Origin of the sequence: sulfur-oxidizing endosymbiont of Gigantopelta aegis, assembly GCF_016097415.1 — a bacterium.
GTDB lineage: Bacteria > Pseudomonadota > Gammaproteobacteria > GRL18 > GRL18 > GRL18.
Window position 1 is genome coordinate 3,997,148 of record NZ_JAEHGE010000001.1, and the last position, 18,932, is coordinate 4,016,079.

The window sequence follows — 18,932 nt, forward strand, 5'->3', positions numbered from 1 at the left end:
GAATATACGATGTATGGACATTTCTTTTTATACATAAATTGTTCAGTGGTGTTGAAAAAATCAGATTCTTTTTAGATCAAGATTCTGGAATGAGAGCAACCTGCTTAACAGCTTTCCATAACGAAATAAAAAATAGAAGCTGTGATGCTTTTATGTTCGAATAACAAAGGATTTAACTGTTGATGAAAAGCGGAGAACTTTAAATGATTCCAGGAACTATTTTTCAGATCAGCAAAAAGAACACCCTGATTTATCAAAAAATAAAATAAAATTAAAAATAATAAAAGATCGATTAGAAAACATGCAGGAAATTGGAAACTGGAAAGATAAATGGCTTTTACACCCTTTTCCTAATATGTCTGAACCAGAAAAAGCGATTTGTTATCTTACTGATTATGGTGACTATGATGAAGACCATCAGGCATGGTTATATAACAAAGCCTCCATGCATGGGATTGATAATTTTTTATGCAGGTTAGACGTAGATTATCATTATTAGAGCGAGCTATTTCATCTGCCAGCAGTTCTGGCAGAAGGTGGTATGGGTATTCTGCTTACAACCCAAAGAACATTGTTAAGTTACTCGATATATTCCGAGTTTATTATAATTATTGTATTGCAGGAAAAGACAAAAAACACCCGCTATGCGTTTAGGTCTGGCAAAAGGCATTGTTAGTCCAGAAGACATCATTTATTTTTCACCTAATTAACTATGAGCCATTATGAATAAAACAATTTTCAAACAACTTAAGAAAGACAAAGGTAACTGGCTCAATGAAACAGAAGTACGCCAGGGATGGATAAAGATTATTGGTGATGCTTTAAATATTCCTTTTCAAATGGAGAGGCAAAGAGTTGATGCCAGTTATAACAGAGTTATTATTGAATTTAAGGATAAGGGCTTATTTAATGGCAGTACTTCCAGTTCTGCATTTAAAAATGCGGTGTTTGATCGCTTAAAAAATATATCCCGACTCGTGCTAAACTCGAATCCCTCGACAATGAGGATTATATTGGAATAGTTACCGATGCAGAGCATATTGCATTTGCACGGTACAGCCGAGGAAAAATAGTTCATGATGCATTATTACCATTAAGTGAATCCAGTGTATCTTTGATAGTTAAGGCTCTGACTGATTGTAAATGGGTTCCTGTTACATCAGAAAATCTAATCACTGATTTTGGTCATAGTTCTGATGCTGGCTGTAATATGTTACAGGCTTTATCTGACGCATTATCAGAGCGACTGGAAAAGAAAAATAATAATAAAATAAAATGATCTTTGAAGAGTGGAAAGCTCTTTATGGACAAACATCAAATCTTTCCATCAGCCAAGTGAATGGGATTCTTGATAATATTGGATTTCAAGTCAATTTCTCTGAACAAAAAAGTCTGAAGAATTGAAGATCCCTGTTGCACTTTTTGTCATACATACTTACAACTCTCTTTTGATAAAAATTCTTGGTGCAGAAGTTGTTGCCGAACATGCACTAACCACTTATAAAGGATTTATCAGAGAAACAGTCAGCCTTGATGGTCAATTATTAATTGACCGAATGGAATATGAAATTGAACAGGGTAATTTCTTTTCTGGTGCTGGAATAAATGGGTTTGGAGAAGAAGTTATTTTCAGTTGGTATCTTGATGTTGCAAGATTGAAACAACATCAAGCCAAAATAATTGATGGATTAAAAGGTATTTTGCTTTCATTCTCCATGTATAGAGCGGATAAATTAACTTCCGCACGTTCAAAAGATGTTCTTAAGTCGTTTTATCAAGATCTCGTGCCAAATGAGCTACGAAAAGTCTGGGTGAAGTTTATACACCAGAATGGTTGGTTGAAGTCACTCTGGATAGAATCAATGTAAAAATTTTTTAACTCAACGATTTCTTGATCCAACATGTGGTTCAGCTTCTTTCTTACTGGCTTTAATCAGGAAAATAAAAATACAAGCAACAGATGATGGGTGGGGTGATTTAGAAGTGTTAAAACACATCATAAACAATGTCTGGGGCTTTGATTTAAATCCTTTAGCAGTCCAGACTGCCCGAGTGAATATATTAATCGCTATTTCTGATTTATTAGACAATAACAAAGGAACAGATATAGAAATACCGATTCTTTTAGCGGATGCAGTGTATTCCCCAGCTCGAAATCCTAAAAAGATGAATTGATTGTCTCTTATAAAATTGGTAGTGAAGTAGCCGATCTTGAAATTTTATTGCCTTCAGAATTGGCTTTTGATAGAAGTCGTTTAGATTCCGTATTTTTACTAATGGATAATTTAGTTTCAAAAAGTACTCAGTGGCGTGAGACAGAAAAAAAATTAATACAAAAAAATTAATTACATCCAATGAAATGAAAGAATGGAGATCACCACTCAAGCATACTTATGAAAAAATTCTGGATTTACATGAAAGAAACTGGAATGGTATCTGGTTTCGTATAGTGCGTAATTTCTTCTGGTCTGCTATTGCAGGAAAGTTTGATGTGGTTGTTGGTAATCCACCTTGGGTCAGATGGTCAAAATTACCCGAATTATACCGTGAACGTATAAAGCCAACCTGTGATCATTATGGAATTTTCTCAAAAACAAAATTTCATGGTGGAAATGAACTTGATATATCAGGAATGATCACCTATACCGTTGCAGATAAATGGCTCAAAGATGAAGACGGAATTTTAGCATTTGTTATCACGCAAACTCATTTTCAATCACCATCTTCAGCAGGTTTTCGATCATTTTATATCGGAAATAATCAGATCATTCAACCTGTAGGGATTGATGATCTAAAAGCTTTAAAGCCATTTCCTGATGCAGCCAATAAAACAGCTATTTTTATTGCTAAAAAATGCAAAGGTAACACAATAAAATATCCTATACCCTATGCTATATGGGAAGCGGCTAAAGGAAATAAAAAGCAATCCCTGCTCACCTCACAAAACAAGAAGCTCTTGATTCAGTTGACATTGATAAGTGTGAGGCAACCCCTGTTACGGGAGGTGATTCACCATGGGCTATTACACCGAAAGGTGGTTTTAAAGCATTTAAAAGATCACTGGTGCAAGCACTTGGGTTAACGGCAGAAAAGGAGTAACCACAGAATTAAATGGTATTTATTTTGTAAAAATTATTGATACAAATAAAAATAATAATTTGGTGCAAATTAAAACCTGCCCTGACTTTGGAAGAAATGAAAAAGTAAAACCAGCAAGAAAGTTTTGGATAGAACCTGATTTTCTATATCCTTTAGTTAAGGGGCTGGAGATATACAGGAATGTTATGTCTCAATCAAAAAGATTTATATGTACTGGTGCCTAATAAGGATCACAAAACAGTTATTAGAAGATTGTGAAAATGACATGGAAGACAAACCAAAGTGTGAAGGATTTTTAGCACCTATCAAGACCAGCTTATTTTAAGATCAACATATAGCAAACGAATGACAGAACACGCACCTTATTTCTGTATTTCAAATGTTGGCAGTTATACTTTCGCACCATTTAAAGTGGTATGGCCTGAACAGCCTGGCAATAAATCATTTAGAGCGGCAGTCATTACAAAAGGTAACGATCCTATCAGTGGTCAAAAAGTTTTTGTTCCCGACCACAAATTGTTTTTGTTGATTTTATGATTCAGAGCCAGCCTATTATCTTTGTGGTTTACTAAACAGCTCTACAGTACAAGCTTTTATTGATAGTCATAATATTTCAATTCAAGTGGGTAATGTGTTTAAACACATGAATTTACCAGAATTTGATGCAGATAATAAGAAACATAAAGAGTTATCAGCATTAAGTGAAGTAGCACATAATGAAGATAACAAAATCAAAAGACAAGCATTGTTAAAAACTATTTCTAAACTTGGAAATTCATTACTTTGAGCAAATATGGGTGTTTTTATACAAAAATATCAACACCTTTGTTTATCGGCTTGCACAGAGAGCATGGTGGCAGCGCTTGTTGGCACAAAATATGACACTCAACTTGATTTGCCAGCACTACAGGCAATTGGCAGTTATTTTTATCAAGTACGTAAAAATATCATCAGTTTGAAAGTGAATTTACCGGACTGGATACTCGGGTACAAGTTAATCAAGTGCCCGGAGGAATGATTTCTAACTTATCAAATCAGTTAAGAGAACAAGGTGAATTAACTCGCATGAATGATGTGCTCGATGAAATACCCAGAGTTCGTGCTGAATTAGGCTATCCACCCTTGGTTACACCGACCTCACAGATCGTTGGCACTCAAGCGGTATTAAATGTCCTAACCGGTGAACGCTATAAAACCATCACCAATGAAGTCAAACTGTATTTCCAAGGCAAATACGGTAAAGCACCTGGTAAAATCCACAAGAAAACACAGCAATTAGCGATAGGTAATGAAGATGTCATTGACTGTCGTCCTGCTGATTTACTCAAACCTGAATTAGCCCAGCTAAAAAAGCCATTGGGAAATTAGCAAAAATAAAAAAGATGTGATGATTTATGCCATGTTTCCAGATATCGGTAAGGACTTTTTAGAACAACGTGTTGCTGGCACTCTAGAGCCTGAATACCTACAAGCCATGGGTGAAACGGAGGCTGTCTGTCCTAGCGCACCCACTGAGTTTTTAATCACCTTACACGGTGAAGAATACCATATTAAAGTCACAGGTACTGGCCATCCTAGTCAAGAGAGACGCCCTTTTTATATGAGTTTAGATGGTGTCCCTGAAGAGTTACAGGTTGAAATTTTATCTGAAATTGATACCACAGGATCTGGCATTGCCAGTACCGGTAAAAGCAGCAAGCAGCCCAAGGCCACTGAACCGGGTCATGTGACGACATCCATGCCCGGTGTCATTGTCGATGTATTAGTTAAGGCAGGTGATAAAGTTGAGGCTGGCACACCGCTTATTATTACTGAAGCCATGAAAATGGAAACAGAAATTCAAGCGCCCATATCAGGCAAAATAAGCCGGGTTTATGTTGCTAAAGGTGATACCGTCAATCCTGATGAGATTTTAATTGCTATTGAGTAAAGAGCAAACTAGAGACTAATCCAGCCCAAATTAGCAAACAATGCCAGCACAATAAAGCCACTAATAACATGTGCTAGCACATTAAATGCTTTTGCAAAAGAATGTTTGCTAACACGTTTTTCCTCATCATGAACAACTTTGGGCTGATTTTCTAAGACATCATCCCGAAAAGCACGCGATAATATTGTATGGCTTTTTTACTCTTTTTCTTATACCAAATGAGCACACTGACAATAGCAATAGACACAACACCAAAAAGTGGATTAATCAAGAGAAAATAATTGACGAAATCTTCAAATGTTTCCGGTACAAAATAATTAACAATCTGGCTTATATGCACAAAAAGTTATAGAGTGGATTGCTAGAACTTGCAGCGGGTGAAATAGGAAACTGCCATAACCATAAGGCGATTAAAACATAAAGAAGCGTTAGGCGAGCCAGAATACGATAAATACCCTGGCGAACATCAACCCATGAGTGTATAGCTGTTTTATGCTCAGTGAAAGACTTCTGGCTCATAGGCACATTATCAATCTTGATTACCCACAAAGCTCCGCCATATTTCGATAATTATACTATAATTATACTATAATTAAAGTATAGATTATGTGTGGAGTAGAATGATGTCAAAAAATAAAATTCAGTTTCAAGAAGGTTATAGTTTATTTGAGCTTTTTAATGATTATGGCACTGACAAACAGTGCCGACAAGCCTTATTTAAATGGAAATTTCCTGATGGATTTGTTTGCCCAGAGTGTGGCAATAAGACTTATTGCACTCTAGAACATCGCCATCTTTATCAGTGCCACCATTGTCATCATCAGACATCAGCAACCTGTGGGACAATATTTGATAGTACCAAACTGCCTTTATCTAAGTGGTTTTTAGCGATTCATCTTATGACTCAATTGAAGACAGCGGTTTCAGCATTAGAATTAAAGAGACAGCTTAAGGTAAGCTACAATACAGCCTGGAGTATGAAACAAAAGATCATGCAGGTTATGAAAGAACGTGATGACAGTAAACCTTTATCAGGCATCATTCAAATTGATGATGCCTACTGGGGTGGTGAGCACAGAGGCGGCTCCAGAGGTCGTGGTTCAGAAAATAAAACACCGTTCGTTGCAGCCGTTTCTACTAATGAAGATGGACACCCGATTGCAATGAATTTAAATGTGCTTAAAGGGTTTAAATCCAGTGAAATAAAACGATGGGCACAAACTCATTTAACACCTGGAAGTACTGTTTACTCAGATGGGTTAAATTGTTTTCCTGCGGTTAAAGAAGCTGACTGTAAGCATGTTCCAATCGTCACGGGTGGTGGTGCGGCAAGTGTTGATAAAATTGAGTTTATCTGGGTTAACACTATGATAGGTAATATTAAAAACTCTATGAAGGGAAGCTATCATTCCATTAACTCAAAACATTTACCTCGGTATCTTGCTGAATTTTGTTATCGGTTTAATAGACGCTTTAACTTAAAAGACATGATGCCAAGGTTTTTATGCGTGGCGATGAAAACGCCACCTATGAATGGAAAGCTCCTAAAAATGGCGGAGCTTTATGGGTAATCAAGTTATCAATTGTATCTGAATGCCCCGTATCAGCATCATCAACACTGGAGGATACCACCTTAAATTCCCGTGGAAACTCAGCCGGTGCATATTCAGAGGTGCGATATTTCATACGTGACAAGACTGAATTATGAATCTTTATCTCATCTGATGCTATCTTTCCTGATTCAGTACATAATTGCGGCAAATTTCTTGGTGCATAACGATAGTAAAATGCCAATCCATCTCGCGAATCATATAAGCGACCATGTACATTGACACGCTCTTTAATATTTTCGCAAAAGCCAGAAATAAATTTTAAACCATGTAGTTGCGCTCGTTCCAGCATCCAGTCAAAGGTTACATTTGATAAGCCTTTTCGTGTATAGCCACCACCAACATTACTATGCATGCCAGCAAACCAAACCTGCTCAATATTTTTAGGTCGCTCTAATGGTTCATCCGGTTTAGGGATCTCTCGCCAGACTTTAGGATGAAAAGTGCGCCTTTCGTCATCAAGGGATAAGGCATGAAAGACATGTTTTACATTCTCATTAAGCTGATAGTTATAAAACAAATGTGGGCAGCAACGGTTGATAATACCTTGAAAAGTAGCCATTATTGAGCCTGCTAAAGGACTTAAACCATCGGGAAACCCTAAGGCTGATACTGTATCCCAGACACCAATGAATTTAATCGGTACATTGCCATTGGGCACAAACGTCTCATGATGCAAGGCTGTTTTTGCTTTGAATTGTTCAGCTTGATGTGGTGTTTGAGGGCTATTAGGATCGTTCTTTTGGTAGCAGCAAAAGGCTTCATCCATTTCCCGGCCAAGCTCTTCGTCACATTTAAAAACTTTGTGACCATCAACGTCTAATGCATAATCACCATTGGTATTTTTTTTAAATTTATCGACCAAACCACAGATTTGTAAAAAACCGGCAAAACCACGAATGGTTGCTGCACCACGACTAAAACCAAACATATAAATATTATCGCCGGGTTCATATTGTCGTACTAAAAACTCATACAGATCTTTTACATTTTGCCCAAAACCAAAACCAAAAGCACCGGAAATGCCCTTTATGATTTTATTTTTTTGTGTACCAACACCATTTTCGTAAAAAACAACCTGTTCAAGAGCGGGGTCATGAATGTCAATTGCATTATAGAGTTGAAAAACATTCGTTTCAGCTCCCGCCCCCCCTTTATTGCCTGTACCATCAGAACAAAGTATTATATTTTTTGTTTTATTAGCATTATTAATCTGTGTCATAGCCGTGCCCTATTCCTTTATTAAGAAACATCCCCAAACCACTGATGCAAACTACATTCTGACACTATTGGCATACGACATCAAATAGTGTGACAAGACATGGATACCAGCATCTAAAATACCAGCCCGGATTATGGCTTATTCAAGCTCAACCGCTGTAAAATTATCCAAACGCCTTACCCATAATTTGGGGTCTTTAAGACGTTCTTGAATATTACTTAATACGATATTAGCATCACTTCTTGTCTCATAGGCACTATAACCAACACCATAGTCATGTTTTTTTAATTTAGACTGGTAAACAATGATGTGTTGACTAATATCCGGATACTGTTCTTTAAATGCTTGTACATATTGCTTCGCATAGGTGCTTGAATTGGTCATAATTAATTGAATTGTATATTTATTCCAATTTTTTTCAGGCTCTTTTTGCTGTGCTTTTGGAGATTGTTTTTCAGTTGAGCTATTTGTATCCTTCGTGACTAATTTAGGCTCAACAGCTAATGATTTTTTTGCTGCTTTCTTTTTGGGTGTAATTAATATTTCACCTTCTTTTAAAAGCATCGATGCATCTGTCGTATTAGCAGTTTTATCAATTCGTTTATTGCTTTCTGACTCAGGTAATAAATTAACTGCTGAGCATTTATTATCAGGTGTTAAGCCGTGTTTAATCAATACCAGTGCTTCAATGGCAGGTCGATATCCTGTATCGGCAGAAATAGTAATCCATTTAGTACCCTGTTCAGGATCAGATGTAACGCCATAGCCATAGTAAACCATATAACCCAGTAAATATTGGGCTTCTACATTGTTTTTATCAGCCAATGTTGATGCAATTTGGTATGCTTGCTTGTATTGCTGAGCAACAAAAAGATCTTTTGCTATTTGTAAATACGCATCATCTGAAATGGAATTAGTATTGGATATCACTTCATTTTCTGATGTATTTTCTTTGAAAAATGATGTCGAGCCACAAGCACTGAGTAAAGAGATCAGTACTAAAATAAAAATAAACTTCATAAAAAAAACCTTATCAATGTAATATTATATTTTGGGGGTTAAAAATAATCGTTTGGATTGTGGATCAATTGAAAAATTAAATTCATTTAAAAAATTCACCCCCAGCAAGCCTTCAAAATGCCTCTCACTATTTGCAGTTGCTTCGTTCAAAGGTGGTTCATTTAGAGGTGATTGTAGTTCAAGCTCTACAACGCGTATATTATTCACAGTAAAACCATCAATAGTCATACTTTTTACTTCATAGATATCAGCCTCAACTTTACCACCCGCGGTATAGACAGTATTTCTACCCACTTTTTTTGCTAACTGCTCATTCAGTAATTGCGCTAGAGTATAAGGTGATAGCGATGAATAAGAAGCACCCGTATCAATCATTAATTTAACTGGATACTCATCCGCAATGGTCATATCAACAATATAATGCTCTCCCTGTTTTTCAAGCTTAATACCCTTTACCGTATCATCCACAAAGGTACGTTCTAATAGTTCACTCGCTTGTATGCCATAATGAGGATCCGCAGTAATAAATTGTAGGTGCAATAAAGCTAGGTCTTTTTCATGATTTTTAATGTAGGATTTTGCCAGTGCTAAATGGTAATAAGCAAATTGTGCATCTTTTTCTATCAGCTTTTCAAAGAAATCGATACTTAGCGGCCAGTTTTTATCTGCTTGAAATTGCTCAAATGCCAATAGGCTAAAATCATGTATTAATTGATTGATTTCAATGTATTGCTCATTATCCTGAGCATAACTTCTAGCTAACAAATAAGAATTCAAAGCCGCCAGCCAGCGTTTATTATCAGTGTAGGCATTTGCCTGTAGCAGTAACAAGGCACTATTATCATAAAATTCTGACAAAAACACATCCAGTAAGCTAAAAACATCTTGTCCTGAATTTTCAAGCATCTCATGAATAGTTTTTTTCAAAATCATGTTTAATTTATTTTTCTTGTCAATACTTACCGCTTTAAACAAACTCAATGCCTGAGAATATTGCTTATCAAATAACAATTTTTCAAACTGACTGGTATCTTGGTCAATTGAAACGACATCTACTGCCTGTGTTACAGGTGGAATAGACACAGTTGTTTGGGGGGATACTTCACAAGCATTAACATCGGTATTTTTGTGCCAAACATCATTGAAAGCCGAATTAGAAAACCAACCGAGGAAAATACCTAGGCCAATAAAAATAAGGGCGAATTTAAGTTGTTGGTCTTGCATTATATCTGACTCAACTCAACTAGACTTTTTGAGCACAAGTCGAGCATTAACCAGTTTGGCATTATCCGAACGTTGCACATCTATTGTTTTTATCAAAATACCATAGCGGCCTTTCAGATAAGCAATATATTTAATCAATTGATCAAAATCTATTTTTTCAAATCTAAGGATAATATTGTCCTTACCCGAGCGTTCTAATGCTTTCATGTATTTAGTTAAACGATTTTGTTTGACACTTTTGTCGACTATATTGATAAAAGAACCAGAAAATTTACCAACCGGTGAAACTCCCCGTTTTAATTGCTGAATTTGAACACCCACTTGTTTTAACCAGAGGATATCTTCTTGTGCATATGAAATTTTTTGTTCAACATCCAATATTGATTTTTGATAGGGTTGCCATATATAAAAATAAATAATAGCAATGAGAATCACTGGAACACCATACATTATAAGTGTACGTTCACTTTCTTTTAAGGCTGACCATTTTTGCATTAATTCTGACATTGTTCGTTCCAAATTATTCTTTTAGTCTAAAGCTAATAACTGAGCGCACTTCACCCTTTACTCGGGAAGATGATCGTTCTTCAACCAGTAAGTCTTTATGCTTATTCTCAAGTGTGATTTTTATTTTGTTAAAAACAAAGCCCTTGGATACAATATCTAATTGTAAAATTCCATCATTATATTTCATGCTTTGAATTTTAATTTCTTTTATTTTTCGTACTTCATCACCCACCAAAGCCAATAAATTTAAAAACGAATAACTTGATGATGAATTTTTTTGTAGTTGACGTAAGTTATTTTGAGCTTGTGTACGCACATCAATGAGCCGTTTAGAACCTGGGAAGGTTTTAAAATAGAGCTGTTCAAGTTCTGTTTCAAATTTTTTCAGGGTATCATGGCTTGTTTTCCACTGATAAGTCATGAGAAATAACTGACTAAACAAGCCCAGCATAAAAATAACTATAAGTGATTTTAAAAAAGGTATTTTGACTGGCTTTAGGCTGGATGGTAGATATTTTCCTTGTAATAAATTAATGCCACTTTGACTTGCATTGCCTTTTTTAAGTAATTCACTGGCATTAGATAAGGAAAGATCAACTAAGTCAGTATTAATTATTTCTAGCTCTATGGAAAATTCTTCTGCAATAACACTGATTGTATCGAGTAGCGCACTATTGTGTTCACTATAGATACTAAATACATCGGGTAGTCCTTCGGCAGAAGTTAATTTGATTGTTTTTTTACTTTCTGATTCAGACTCATCATCCAGAGCATTATCTTCATCGCTATCAAATAATACTTCTTCGCTCACTTTAGCTTCTTCGTTTGCTAGTTCACTCAGAGCTTCTGTTGGCAAAACATTTTTTAATAATAAACGTAATGAAAAATTAATATTATGTATTTGATTAACAACACCACTTTGTTTACCTGTTCTAATCACAACATGATTGTGAACAAAACCAATTGACCATTTATTTTCCTGCCAGGGCAATAAAAAAATTTCAGAAGAGATCAGTGAAACAGGCAACGCTATTGCTTTAAACTGTTGGAAAAGCTTTTCTATAATAGAATAATTAGTAATGGCTACGTTACATTGTCCCGATTTAACATCGCCTAAAGCAAAATATTGCTTATCAATATTTTTCACCAGAGAATCTTCAAGCAAAAAGGGCATCGCCTGAAGAATACGACTTTTAGACTTGCTTGGCACAGTCAAAGTGCTATAAAGCACATCATTAGCTGGCAACAAAACCTGCACATCACGATAGGATTCTTTTTGTGTAATAAAACTTATAAAGTCATTAAAATTTCCCTTGAATATTTCATTGCTGTATCCGCTATCAGCTCCCAATAGAAAAGCAGACAGACTCATTTTTTCAAATAACAGACTATCGATTATACCATCAGGCTCTTTGGGTAAAGAATGAAACCAGAGCAATAGTTTATTCAAAACAAATTCCTTTAACATACATAATAAATTTCAATACCATCATCGTCTACTCAGTACCTTTATAAAAAGACTGGTTTTTATTGAGTCTATTTTTTTTCTGACAGCTTTTCATACCATAAGGATTCTTGACGACTATAAACTGATACTTTACTTTGTGCATCACGCTTAATAATGCTTTGCAATCTCACTTGTGTTTTATCTATCTGAATATGACTAATAACTGCAAAATAATTTGATGATACGCCCACAAGATTTGGATCAATACCCTTAGTTTTTATCATAGGGTCATTCATAAAATCTTTAATCACTGCAAAAGGCTGCTGTGCCATTTGTGAGACCATTGATTCAGCATCACTGATGTGTCAACACTTTTCCGGACAGTTTTCTAAATATTTTTTTGGCTGTTTCAAGTGATTTTTGTCATTTTGTATTTCCTATCATTTTAGTTTCTCATGTTAACTTTAAACAGATGAAGAGAAAGGGCTTTGCCCTCTGGAACGATAGAGCCGTTCCATTCACCCAAGGTATTTTCACAACGGTAATGATCCTGTTACAATATCTTCACGGCACAGGCTGAGGAGCCGATGGCCGTCAACGGTAATGGGCGGCATTTATGTCGCCTTTTACCCCTCTTCAATCAATCGATTTAAGCTATTTCCTGCTGTATTTCATAATCGACTGGTGACAAATAATCATTAGCCGAATGAAGTCGCTCCCGATTATAAAATACCTCAATATATTCAAATATTGCCTGCTTTGCTTCTACTCTGGTTTTGAATCGACAATGGTGCGTCAATTCAGTTTTCAAACTATGAAAGAAGCTCTCTGATACAGCATTGTCCCAGCAATTTCCTTTGCGGCTCATAGACTGAATTATGTTATGATCCGACAATATTTTTCTATGACTATCAGAGGCATATTGGCTACCTCGGTCAGTATGCCAAAGCAATCCATCCATTGGTTTACGCTTCCATATGGCCATCAGTAAAGCATCATTGACTAGCTTGGCTTTCATTCGCTCATCCATCGACCAGCCAACAATTTGCCTAGAGAATAAGTCAATGACAACCGCTAAATATAACCAGCCTTCCTTGGTGGCAATATAGGTAATATCACCCACATAGTAGCGATCAGGTTGAGAGACAGTAAACTCTCTTTCCAGTAAATTTGGAGATATACGCTTATTATGCTTGGAATTAGTCGTCGCTTTAAAGCGTCTCTTCGTTTTACAAAACAAACCGGCTTTTTCATTAATCGACCAATTCTCCGGCGGCTTATATGAACGCCTTTTTCAGCCAGTTTTCTTTTAAGACGACGGGTTCCATAAGTCTTGCGACTGTCTTCAAACAGTTTTTTAGCTGCTCAGTAAGCGCTTCATTTTCTTTCTCTCTATCCGTTTTAGGAGAGCTAACCCAATCATAATAGCAACTACGGGAAACATCCATAAAACGGCACAGAATCGTTACCGGGTAATCTTTAGCCTGATCAGTTATCCATGCGTACTTCACAAAGTTTCCCTTGCAAAGTACGCTGTGGCCTTTTAATAAATCACGCTCCTGAATCACTTTTGCCAATTCTTTTTTCAGACGTTTTACTTCATCATAAATGTGTTCATCACTTCTATTGGCTACCGTCTTCACCGGTTTGGAATATTTACTGATCCAGGTATGTAGAGTATTTACATTAACACCTAGCTCCCTGGCAGTCTGAGAAACGGGTTGATCCGTCTCATTAGCTAATTTGACAGCTGATTCTTTAAATTCTGATGTATAGCTTTTATTCGGTTTTTTTGTTTGATCATTCATTTTAGGTCACACTTTTTATCTTTTAGTTATTTTAAGTTGTGTGTCCGGTTAAGTATAGCCACATTAACCAGGTATGACCTGCCATATCTGCACGGCTACTTTTAATCCCCGCAGTCAACCATTTTTGCTCAATCGAGATATTAGAAATTTCATTTTTTGCCACCCATAGTGCAATGGTTTTTTCTTTAATGTGAGCACCGTGTTTGACACTATTGCCAGTTGTTGCAATAACCGCACCTAAGGCTACGGAAATCACTACCAGCGAGATAATGATTTCAATTAGAGTAAAACCTTTTTGTTGTATATTGTGCTTTTGCGAATAACTCATATTACAATGCTTCTGTGCGTTTGAGTGTTAGTTCACCAAATAAAGTGCTACTGAGTTGATATTCGGTTTCATCATTGCTGATCAACAATTGAAATTCACTGGTTTCACCCGTTGGTAAAAAATAGATCAAGTCCTTATCTTCTGTCAGTTTTGACTTATTACTTCCTGCCTTTGAATTATTAACAGGTGATGACAAAATAGTGCGCACTTGAATATCCTGACTCAACTTAAAACGACGATAAGGTTTCTTTTTTATTTCCACCCATTTCGCCTTGTCCAATTGCAAAAAATAATATTCCGTGCTATCGATATTATTTTTGAAGCTCATGGCCAGGCTTTGTCCAGTGATAATCGCATCATCACGAGCAAGTTGACTCATCGCCAAAATTCGTTTGGCCTGTGATTTAAGCCTATCATCACTGGTATCAATATATAAAACAGCCATGCTGGCGCCAATACCAATAATCAGCACCACTATCATCAATTCAATTAGGCTAAAACCAGCAGATTTTATGTTCATCAAGTAGTTATATGCTTATGAGCTTCGTTTTATAAGGAAAAATTATCAATATCCGCAGCGGCATCAACACCACCTTTGCGACCATCCGATCCATAAGAAAAAATATCGATTTCACCCTGTGTACCTGGGCTTAGATATAAATATTCATTGCCCCAAGGATCCTTGGGCACCTTCTTCATATAGCCTCTTTTTTTCCAGTTTTTTGCATCAGGTTGGCCACTGGGTCGATTAACCAGAGCATCCAGACCTTGATCGGTACTGGGATAATTAAAATTATCTAGCTTATAAAGGTTTAAAGCACCTTCAAGTGTTCGTATATCCTGCTTGGCTTTGACAATGCGTGCCTCATTGGGACTTTCCATCACATTGGGAACGACGATAGAGGCCAAAATGCCCAAAATAACGACTACGATCATAATTTCAATCAATGTAAAACCTGATTGTTGTTTTCTTTTCATTTGTATTTAAACCTTTTTCTTAATCAAAATGTTTAACAATGCCTACGCACCAACCAATTGGTTTAACTGGAATATGGGTAATAAAATGGCTATGACAATAAAAAGCACCACAGCACCCATCACCACAATGAGTAAGGGCTCAAAAAGACCCATTATGGTACTGGTAATAGTCTCAAACTCTTTTTCCTGGCTATTGGCTGCATGTTCTAGCATTTCTACCAAATTGCCACTCGTCTCACCACTGGCAATGAGATAAATTGTCATAGGCGGAAAACATTGGCTTTTTTCCAACGCAGGACTAATTGCAGCACCTTCTCTGACGCGTTCAGAAGCATCTAAAACGGCCTTTTTCATTCTTAAATTGCCCATCACACCAGCAGAAATTTTCATGGCTTCGAGGGCATTGACACCACTCCCAGCCAAAATACTAAAAGTACGTGCAAATATGGCAGTATTCATACCTTTAACCAAATGTGCTACGCCTGGAATTTTAAGTATAAAAGCATGCCATTTGTATTTGAATAAATCAGAGCGCAATAATAAACTGAAAATAAAAATACTTAAGGCGATTAATAAGGCGATATAAATACCGTAATTGCGTAAAAAATCACTCAGTGCGATTAGAAATAAAGTAATTCCCGGTAAGGCCTGATCAATATCCTCAAAAACCTGGATCACTTTTGGCACCACATAAGTGAGTAATACCACTGTCACCAGTATCGCCACAAATGTCAGCACCAAAGGATAGACCATTGCCAGCATGATCTTACTGCGCAATGCCTGACTATGTTCAACATGATCAGCCATTCGACTCAAAACAAAATCTAATTTGCCTGCCTGCTCACCTGATGCAACAGTAGCACGATATAAATGTGGAAAAATGTGTGGAAATTCATCCAATGCGGATGCCAAACTATAGCCCTCACGCACCCTAGAACGAACAACCATTAAAACCGTTTTAACACGTGCTTTATTAGTTTGTTGCAAAACTGCGGTTAATGCGCCTTCAACCGGACTGCCTGAACGTATCATCGTTGCTAACTGACGTGTCATTATGGACAATTGCGCAATTGATATACCACGTTTGACAAAGGGCATACCGGTTGAGTTTTTATTTTGTTTTCTTGATATCTCAGTTATTTCCAATGGCACTAAGCGTTTGGATTTTAGCTGCTGACTGATCTGACGGCTAGAATCACCTTCTAAAACACCTTTTTCAGTTTTACCCTGTGCATTAAGCGCACTGTATTCATATGCCGGCACTATTTATTACCTTATTATGGGACAGAACAAACCTACTTAACACATCGGATGTAGGATGTGGTGAGGAACGAACCGCATCAATATCTAAACCAAAGCCTTTAAATCAAGACCTTTGATGCGGTTCGTTGCACTCACCACATCCTACCAATGTAAAGATAAACGGGTTTATTAGATCTCCACCCTTATTATTACCTAGAAATTAATCGATGTTGCGAATAACACGAAAAATTTCATCGGTAGTCGTGATACCATTGGCCACTAGTCTTGCCCCATCATCCTGTATTGAGCCGGTTTTGGTTCTCGCCTGACGCTCTATTTCCTGTTCTGAAGCATCATCATGAATCATGTTACGAATTTCCGTATCAACGACTAATAACTCATAAACTCCAGTTCGTCCCTTATAACCATGATTATTACAAACAGGACAGCCCACAGCTTGATAAAATTTTACTTGATTACCCATAAAGCTCCGCCATTTTTAGGAGCTTTCCATTCATAGGTGGCGTTTTCATCGCCACGCATAAAAACCTTGGCATCATGTCTTTTAAGTTAAAGCGTCTATTAAACCGATAACAAAATTCAGCAAGATACCGAGGTAAATGTTTTGAGTTAATGGAATGATAGCTTCCCTTCATAGAGTTTTTAATATTACCTATCATAGTGTTAACCCAGATAAACGTAACTTCTCAATAAGTCTGTGCAAAACTTGAAATAAAAACAAAAAAAGTCTTGACAGCATTTTAGAGGACAAAAATTGCATTTTCACTGCCCCATGTAATTTATCCCTATAAATGATCCTGTCGATCTGTCTCAGATCGAAATAGAATATTTTTGAATATTATCTTAACTGAGAGGGAGTTTGATCAACACAGGGCAAACTAAAGAGCCTTAAAAGCCATGATACAATTGTTTTATTGAAAACAACCTGTATTGATTATAGTGAAAAAATTACCTCCAATTCCAGAGATACCTGAAGAAGAAAAGACACCGGTAGTCCGATTACTCCTTGCTTTCATGGAGCAACAACAGGAAATCATTCAAAACCAACAGGTTGAAATCGATGCCCTTAAAACAGAAGTTGCTAAGCTTAAAAAGCTACCTCCAAAGCCTAAAATAAGAGCCAGTAAATTGCCAAAGGATGATGACAATGATAATCCGACAGGTCATTCAGGAAGCAAGAAAAACAACTCAGGAAATGGGACTAGTAAAAGTCGTAAACGAAAGAAGAAATTGGCTATTCATAAAACCACCGTTATCAAACCAGATAACCTGCCAGAACATTCACGTTTTTTAGGGTATCAGGATTATTTTGTTCAGGAGCTGCTGATTAAGCCTTTCAATACTCGTTATCGATTGGCTCGCTATAAAACACCCGATGGTGATACCTGTATAGGAAAATTGAGCTTTGATACACATATAGGACATTTTGGCCATACATTACAGAGTTATATCGTTTATCAATATTATCACCAGAGAGTGACTCAGCCATTGATAATACAACAATTAACAGAATTAGGTTTTGATATTTCAACGGGTCAGATCAATGAGATTTTAATCCATGACAAAGACCATTTTCATACTGAAAAAAATACATTGCTAACTGCCGGTATCAACAATAGTACTTATATCCATGTTGATGATACGGGTAGTCGTCATGATGGAAAGAATGGTTATTGTACTCACGTTGGCAATGAAACCTTTGCCTGGTTTTCAAGTACTCGATATAAGAGCCGGATTAATTTTCTACAATTGTTACGAGGTGCTGCTGTTGATTATACGCTCAACGATGCAGCACTTGATTATATGAGAGCAGAAAAATTACCTCACAAGCCATTGAGCGTTATTGAACAAAGTCATCAGACTTGCTTTGATAATGAAGAAGCCTGGAAATACTATCTGCAGAACAATAGTATCATAACACAACGGCATGTTCGCATTGCCACAGAAGGCGCTTTACTGGGGGCATTAATTAACAGTGGCTTTCCAAGTGATTTGGTGATTGTGAGTGATGATGCAGGACAATTTGATATTTTGTTGCACGCATTATGTTGGATACATGCAGACAGAGTGTTTCAGCGGATACTACCACTCAATGAGCGACATGATAAAGAACTGAACTGGGTACATACTCAGATTTGGGAACTATTTTATGATCTCAAACAATATAAACTTGAGCCAGATGATCCGTTGAAGTCAGCGATTGCTGAACATTTTGATGAATTGTGCCGGACTAAAACAAGCTTTGAAACGTTGAATCAGGCACTGAAACGATTGGCAAGAAATAAAACAGAATTACTGCTGGTATTGGAACGGCCTGATATTCCTCTTCATAATAATTTGAGTGAAAATGATATTCGAGAATATGTTATTAAGCGTAAAATTAGTGGTAGTACACACGCTCAAAGGATGGGCAACTTTGCAGAGATACCTTTGTCAGTTTAAAGAAAACTTGTTTGAAACAAGGAATTTCATTCTGGGATTTTATTAATGACCGGA

General features: G+C 36.6%; 21 protein-coding genes and 3 pseudogenes. 11 read left to right on the forward strand and 13 right to left on the reverse strand.

Translation table 11 applies throughout. From position 1 onward, the window contains the following. The first annotated feature begins 301 nt into the window (after positions 1-301). From JEU79_RS26995 to JEU79_RS20820, 10 genes and pseudogenes are all read left to right on the forward strand, one after another. Positions 302-499, forward strand: a complete 198-nt coding sequence (locus JEU79_RS26995) for a hypothetical protein (RefSeq protein WP_246539859.1) — start codon at positions 302-304, stop codon at positions 497-499. 223 nt (positions 500-722) lie between these two features. Further along, positions 723-1,022, forward strand: a complete 300-nt coding sequence (locus tag JEU79_RS20780; protein ID WP_198262483.1) for a hypothetical protein — start codon at positions 723-725, stop codon at positions 1,020-1,022. A gap of 92 nt (positions 1,023-1,114) precedes the next feature. Then, a complete protein-coding gene (locus JEU79_RS20785; protein ID WP_198262596.1) occupies positions 1,115-1,279 on the forward strand; it encodes a hypothetical protein in 165 nt (54 codons plus the stop codon). A 169-nt stretch (positions 1,280-1,448) separates the two neighbouring features. Then, positions 1,449-1,868 carry a cupredoxin domain-containing protein gene (locus JEU79_RS20790; RefSeq protein ID WP_198262481.1) on the forward strand — a complete coding sequence of 140 codons (420 nt, stop codon included), beginning with the start codon at positions 1,449-1,451 and terminating at the stop codon, positions 1,866-1,868. A 115-nt stretch (positions 1,869-1,983) separates the two neighbouring features. Then, positions 1,984-2,175, forward strand: a complete 192-nt coding sequence (locus JEU79_RS20795; RefSeq protein ID WP_198262480.1) for a hypothetical protein — start codon at positions 1,984-1,986, stop codon at positions 2,173-2,175. Continuing rightward, on the forward strand, positions 2,172-2,345 hold the full coding sequence (locus JEU79_RS20800; RefSeq protein WP_198265606.1) for a hypothetical protein: 174 nt from the start codon (positions 2,172-2,174) through the stop codon (positions 2,343-2,345). Before JEU79_RS20795 ends, JEU79_RS20800 begins: the two co-directional genes overlap by 4 nt. 14 nt (positions 2,346-2,359) lie before the next feature. Beyond that, positions 2,360-3,082: an Eco57I restriction-modification methylase domain-containing protein gene (locus tag JEU79_RS20805; RefSeq protein ID WP_198265607.1), complete on the forward strand. Its 723-nt coding sequence runs from the start codon at positions 2,360-2,362 to the stop codon at positions 3,080-3,082. A gap of 660 nt (positions 3,083-3,742) precedes the next feature. After that, positions 3,743-3,886, forward strand: a complete 144-nt coding sequence (locus tag JEU79_RS20810; RefSeq protein ID WP_198264411.1) for a hypothetical protein — start codon at positions 3,743-3,745, stop codon at positions 3,884-3,886. Between the two features lie 54 nt (positions 3,887-3,940). Beyond that, positions 3,941-5,029 (forward strand): annotated as a pseudogene (locus JEU79_RS20815) (pyruvate carboxylase subunit B); the annotation flags it as partial. Between the two features lie 623 nt (positions 5,030-5,652). Further along, positions 5,653-6,600 (forward strand): IS1595 family transposase, encoded by a 948-nt coding sequence (locus JEU79_RS20820; protein ID WP_198262526.1) that lies wholly within the window; start codon positions 5,653-5,655, stop codon positions 6,598-6,600. Here the strand turns inward: JEU79_RS20820 and JEU79_RS20825 are convergent. The 13 genes and pseudogenes from JEU79_RS20825 to JEU79_RS20885 all read right to left on the reverse strand — a co-directional run. Beyond that, positions 6,557-7,861, reverse strand: coding sequence for a DUF2235 domain-containing protein (locus JEU79_RS20825; protein ID WP_198265608.1), 1,305 nt, complete (start codon positions 7,859-7,861; stop codon positions 6,557-6,559). The two genes, JEU79_RS20820 and JEU79_RS20825, sit on opposite strands and share 44 nt — an antisense overlap. Before the next feature lie 138 nt (positions 7,862-7,999). After that, complete coding sequence (locus JEU79_RS20830; protein WP_198265609.1) at positions 8,000-8,881, reverse strand: tetratricopeptide repeat protein; 882 nt, start codon at positions 8,879-8,881, stop codon at positions 8,000-8,002. Positions 8,882-8,905: 24 nt separating this feature from the next. Beyond that, a complete protein-coding gene (locus JEU79_RS20835) occupies positions 8,906-10,105 on the reverse strand; it encodes a retropepsin-like aspartic protease (protein ID WP_198265610.1) in 1,200 nt (399 codons plus the stop codon). Between the two features lie 15 nt (positions 10,106-10,120). Beyond that, positions 10,121-10,612, reverse strand: coding sequence for a type II secretion system protein GspM (gene gspM / locus JEU79_RS20840; RefSeq protein ID WP_198265611.1), 492 nt, complete (start codon positions 10,610-10,612; stop codon positions 10,121-10,123). A 13-nt stretch (positions 10,613-10,625) separates the two neighbouring features. Continuing rightward, positions 10,626-12,080, reverse strand: a complete 1,455-nt coding sequence (gspL, locus tag JEU79_RS20845) for a type II secretion system protein GspL (protein WP_214660641.1) — start codon at positions 12,078-12,080, stop codon at positions 10,626-10,628. Between the two features lie 68 nt (positions 12,081-12,148). Further along, entirely contained in the window at positions 12,149-12,391 is a 243-nt protein-coding gene (locus JEU79_RS20850) for a type II secretion system protein GspK (RefSeq protein WP_198265613.1), read from the reverse strand. A gap of 317 nt (positions 12,392-12,708) precedes the next feature. After that, positions 12,709-13,867: pseudogene (locus JEU79_RS20855) on the reverse strand (IS3 family transposase). Positions 13,868-13,898: 31 nt separating this feature from the next. Continuing rightward, a complete protein-coding gene (gspI, locus tag JEU79_RS20860; protein ID WP_198265614.1) occupies positions 13,899-14,195 on the reverse strand; it encodes a type II secretion system minor pseudopilin GspI in 297 nt (98 codons plus the stop codon). 1 nt (position 14,196) lies between these two features. After that, positions 14,197-14,715, reverse strand: a complete 519-nt coding sequence (locus JEU79_RS20865; RefSeq protein ID WP_198266099.1) for a pilus assembly FimT family protein — start codon at positions 14,713-14,715, stop codon at positions 14,197-14,199. Positions 14,716-14,744: 29 nt separating this feature from the next. Beyond that, positions 14,745-15,173: a type II secretion system major pseudopilin GspG gene (gene gspG, locus JEU79_RS20870; RefSeq protein WP_198265615.1), complete on the reverse strand. Its 429-nt coding sequence runs from the start codon at positions 15,171-15,173 to the stop codon at positions 14,745-14,747. Between the two features lie 42 nt (positions 15,174-15,215). Further along, positions 15,216-16,436: a type II secretion system inner membrane protein GspF gene (gene gspF / locus JEU79_RS20875; protein WP_198265616.1), complete on the reverse strand. Its 1,221-nt coding sequence runs from the start codon at positions 16,434-16,436 to the stop codon at positions 15,216-15,218. A gap of 199 nt (positions 16,437-16,635) precedes the next feature. Further along, positions 16,636-16,899, reverse strand: a complete 264-nt coding sequence (locus JEU79_RS20880) for an ATPase, T2SS/T4P/T4SS family (RefSeq protein WP_198265617.1) — start codon at positions 16,897-16,899, stop codon at positions 16,636-16,638. Beyond that, positions 16,892-17,113, reverse strand: a pseudogene (locus tag JEU79_RS20885) (transposase); the annotation flags it as partial. The pseudogene JEU79_RS20885 and the gene JEU79_RS20880, both read right to left, overlap by 8 nt. Positions 17,114-17,375: 262 nt before the next feature. Here JEU79_RS20885 and JEU79_RS20890 point away from each other — a divergent pair. Beyond that, on the forward strand, positions 17,376-18,878 hold the full coding sequence (locus JEU79_RS20890) for an IS66 family transposase (RefSeq protein ID WP_246540441.1): 1,503 nt from the start codon (positions 17,376-17,378) through the stop codon (positions 18,876-18,878). Positions 18,879-18,932 lie beyond the last annotated feature (54 nt).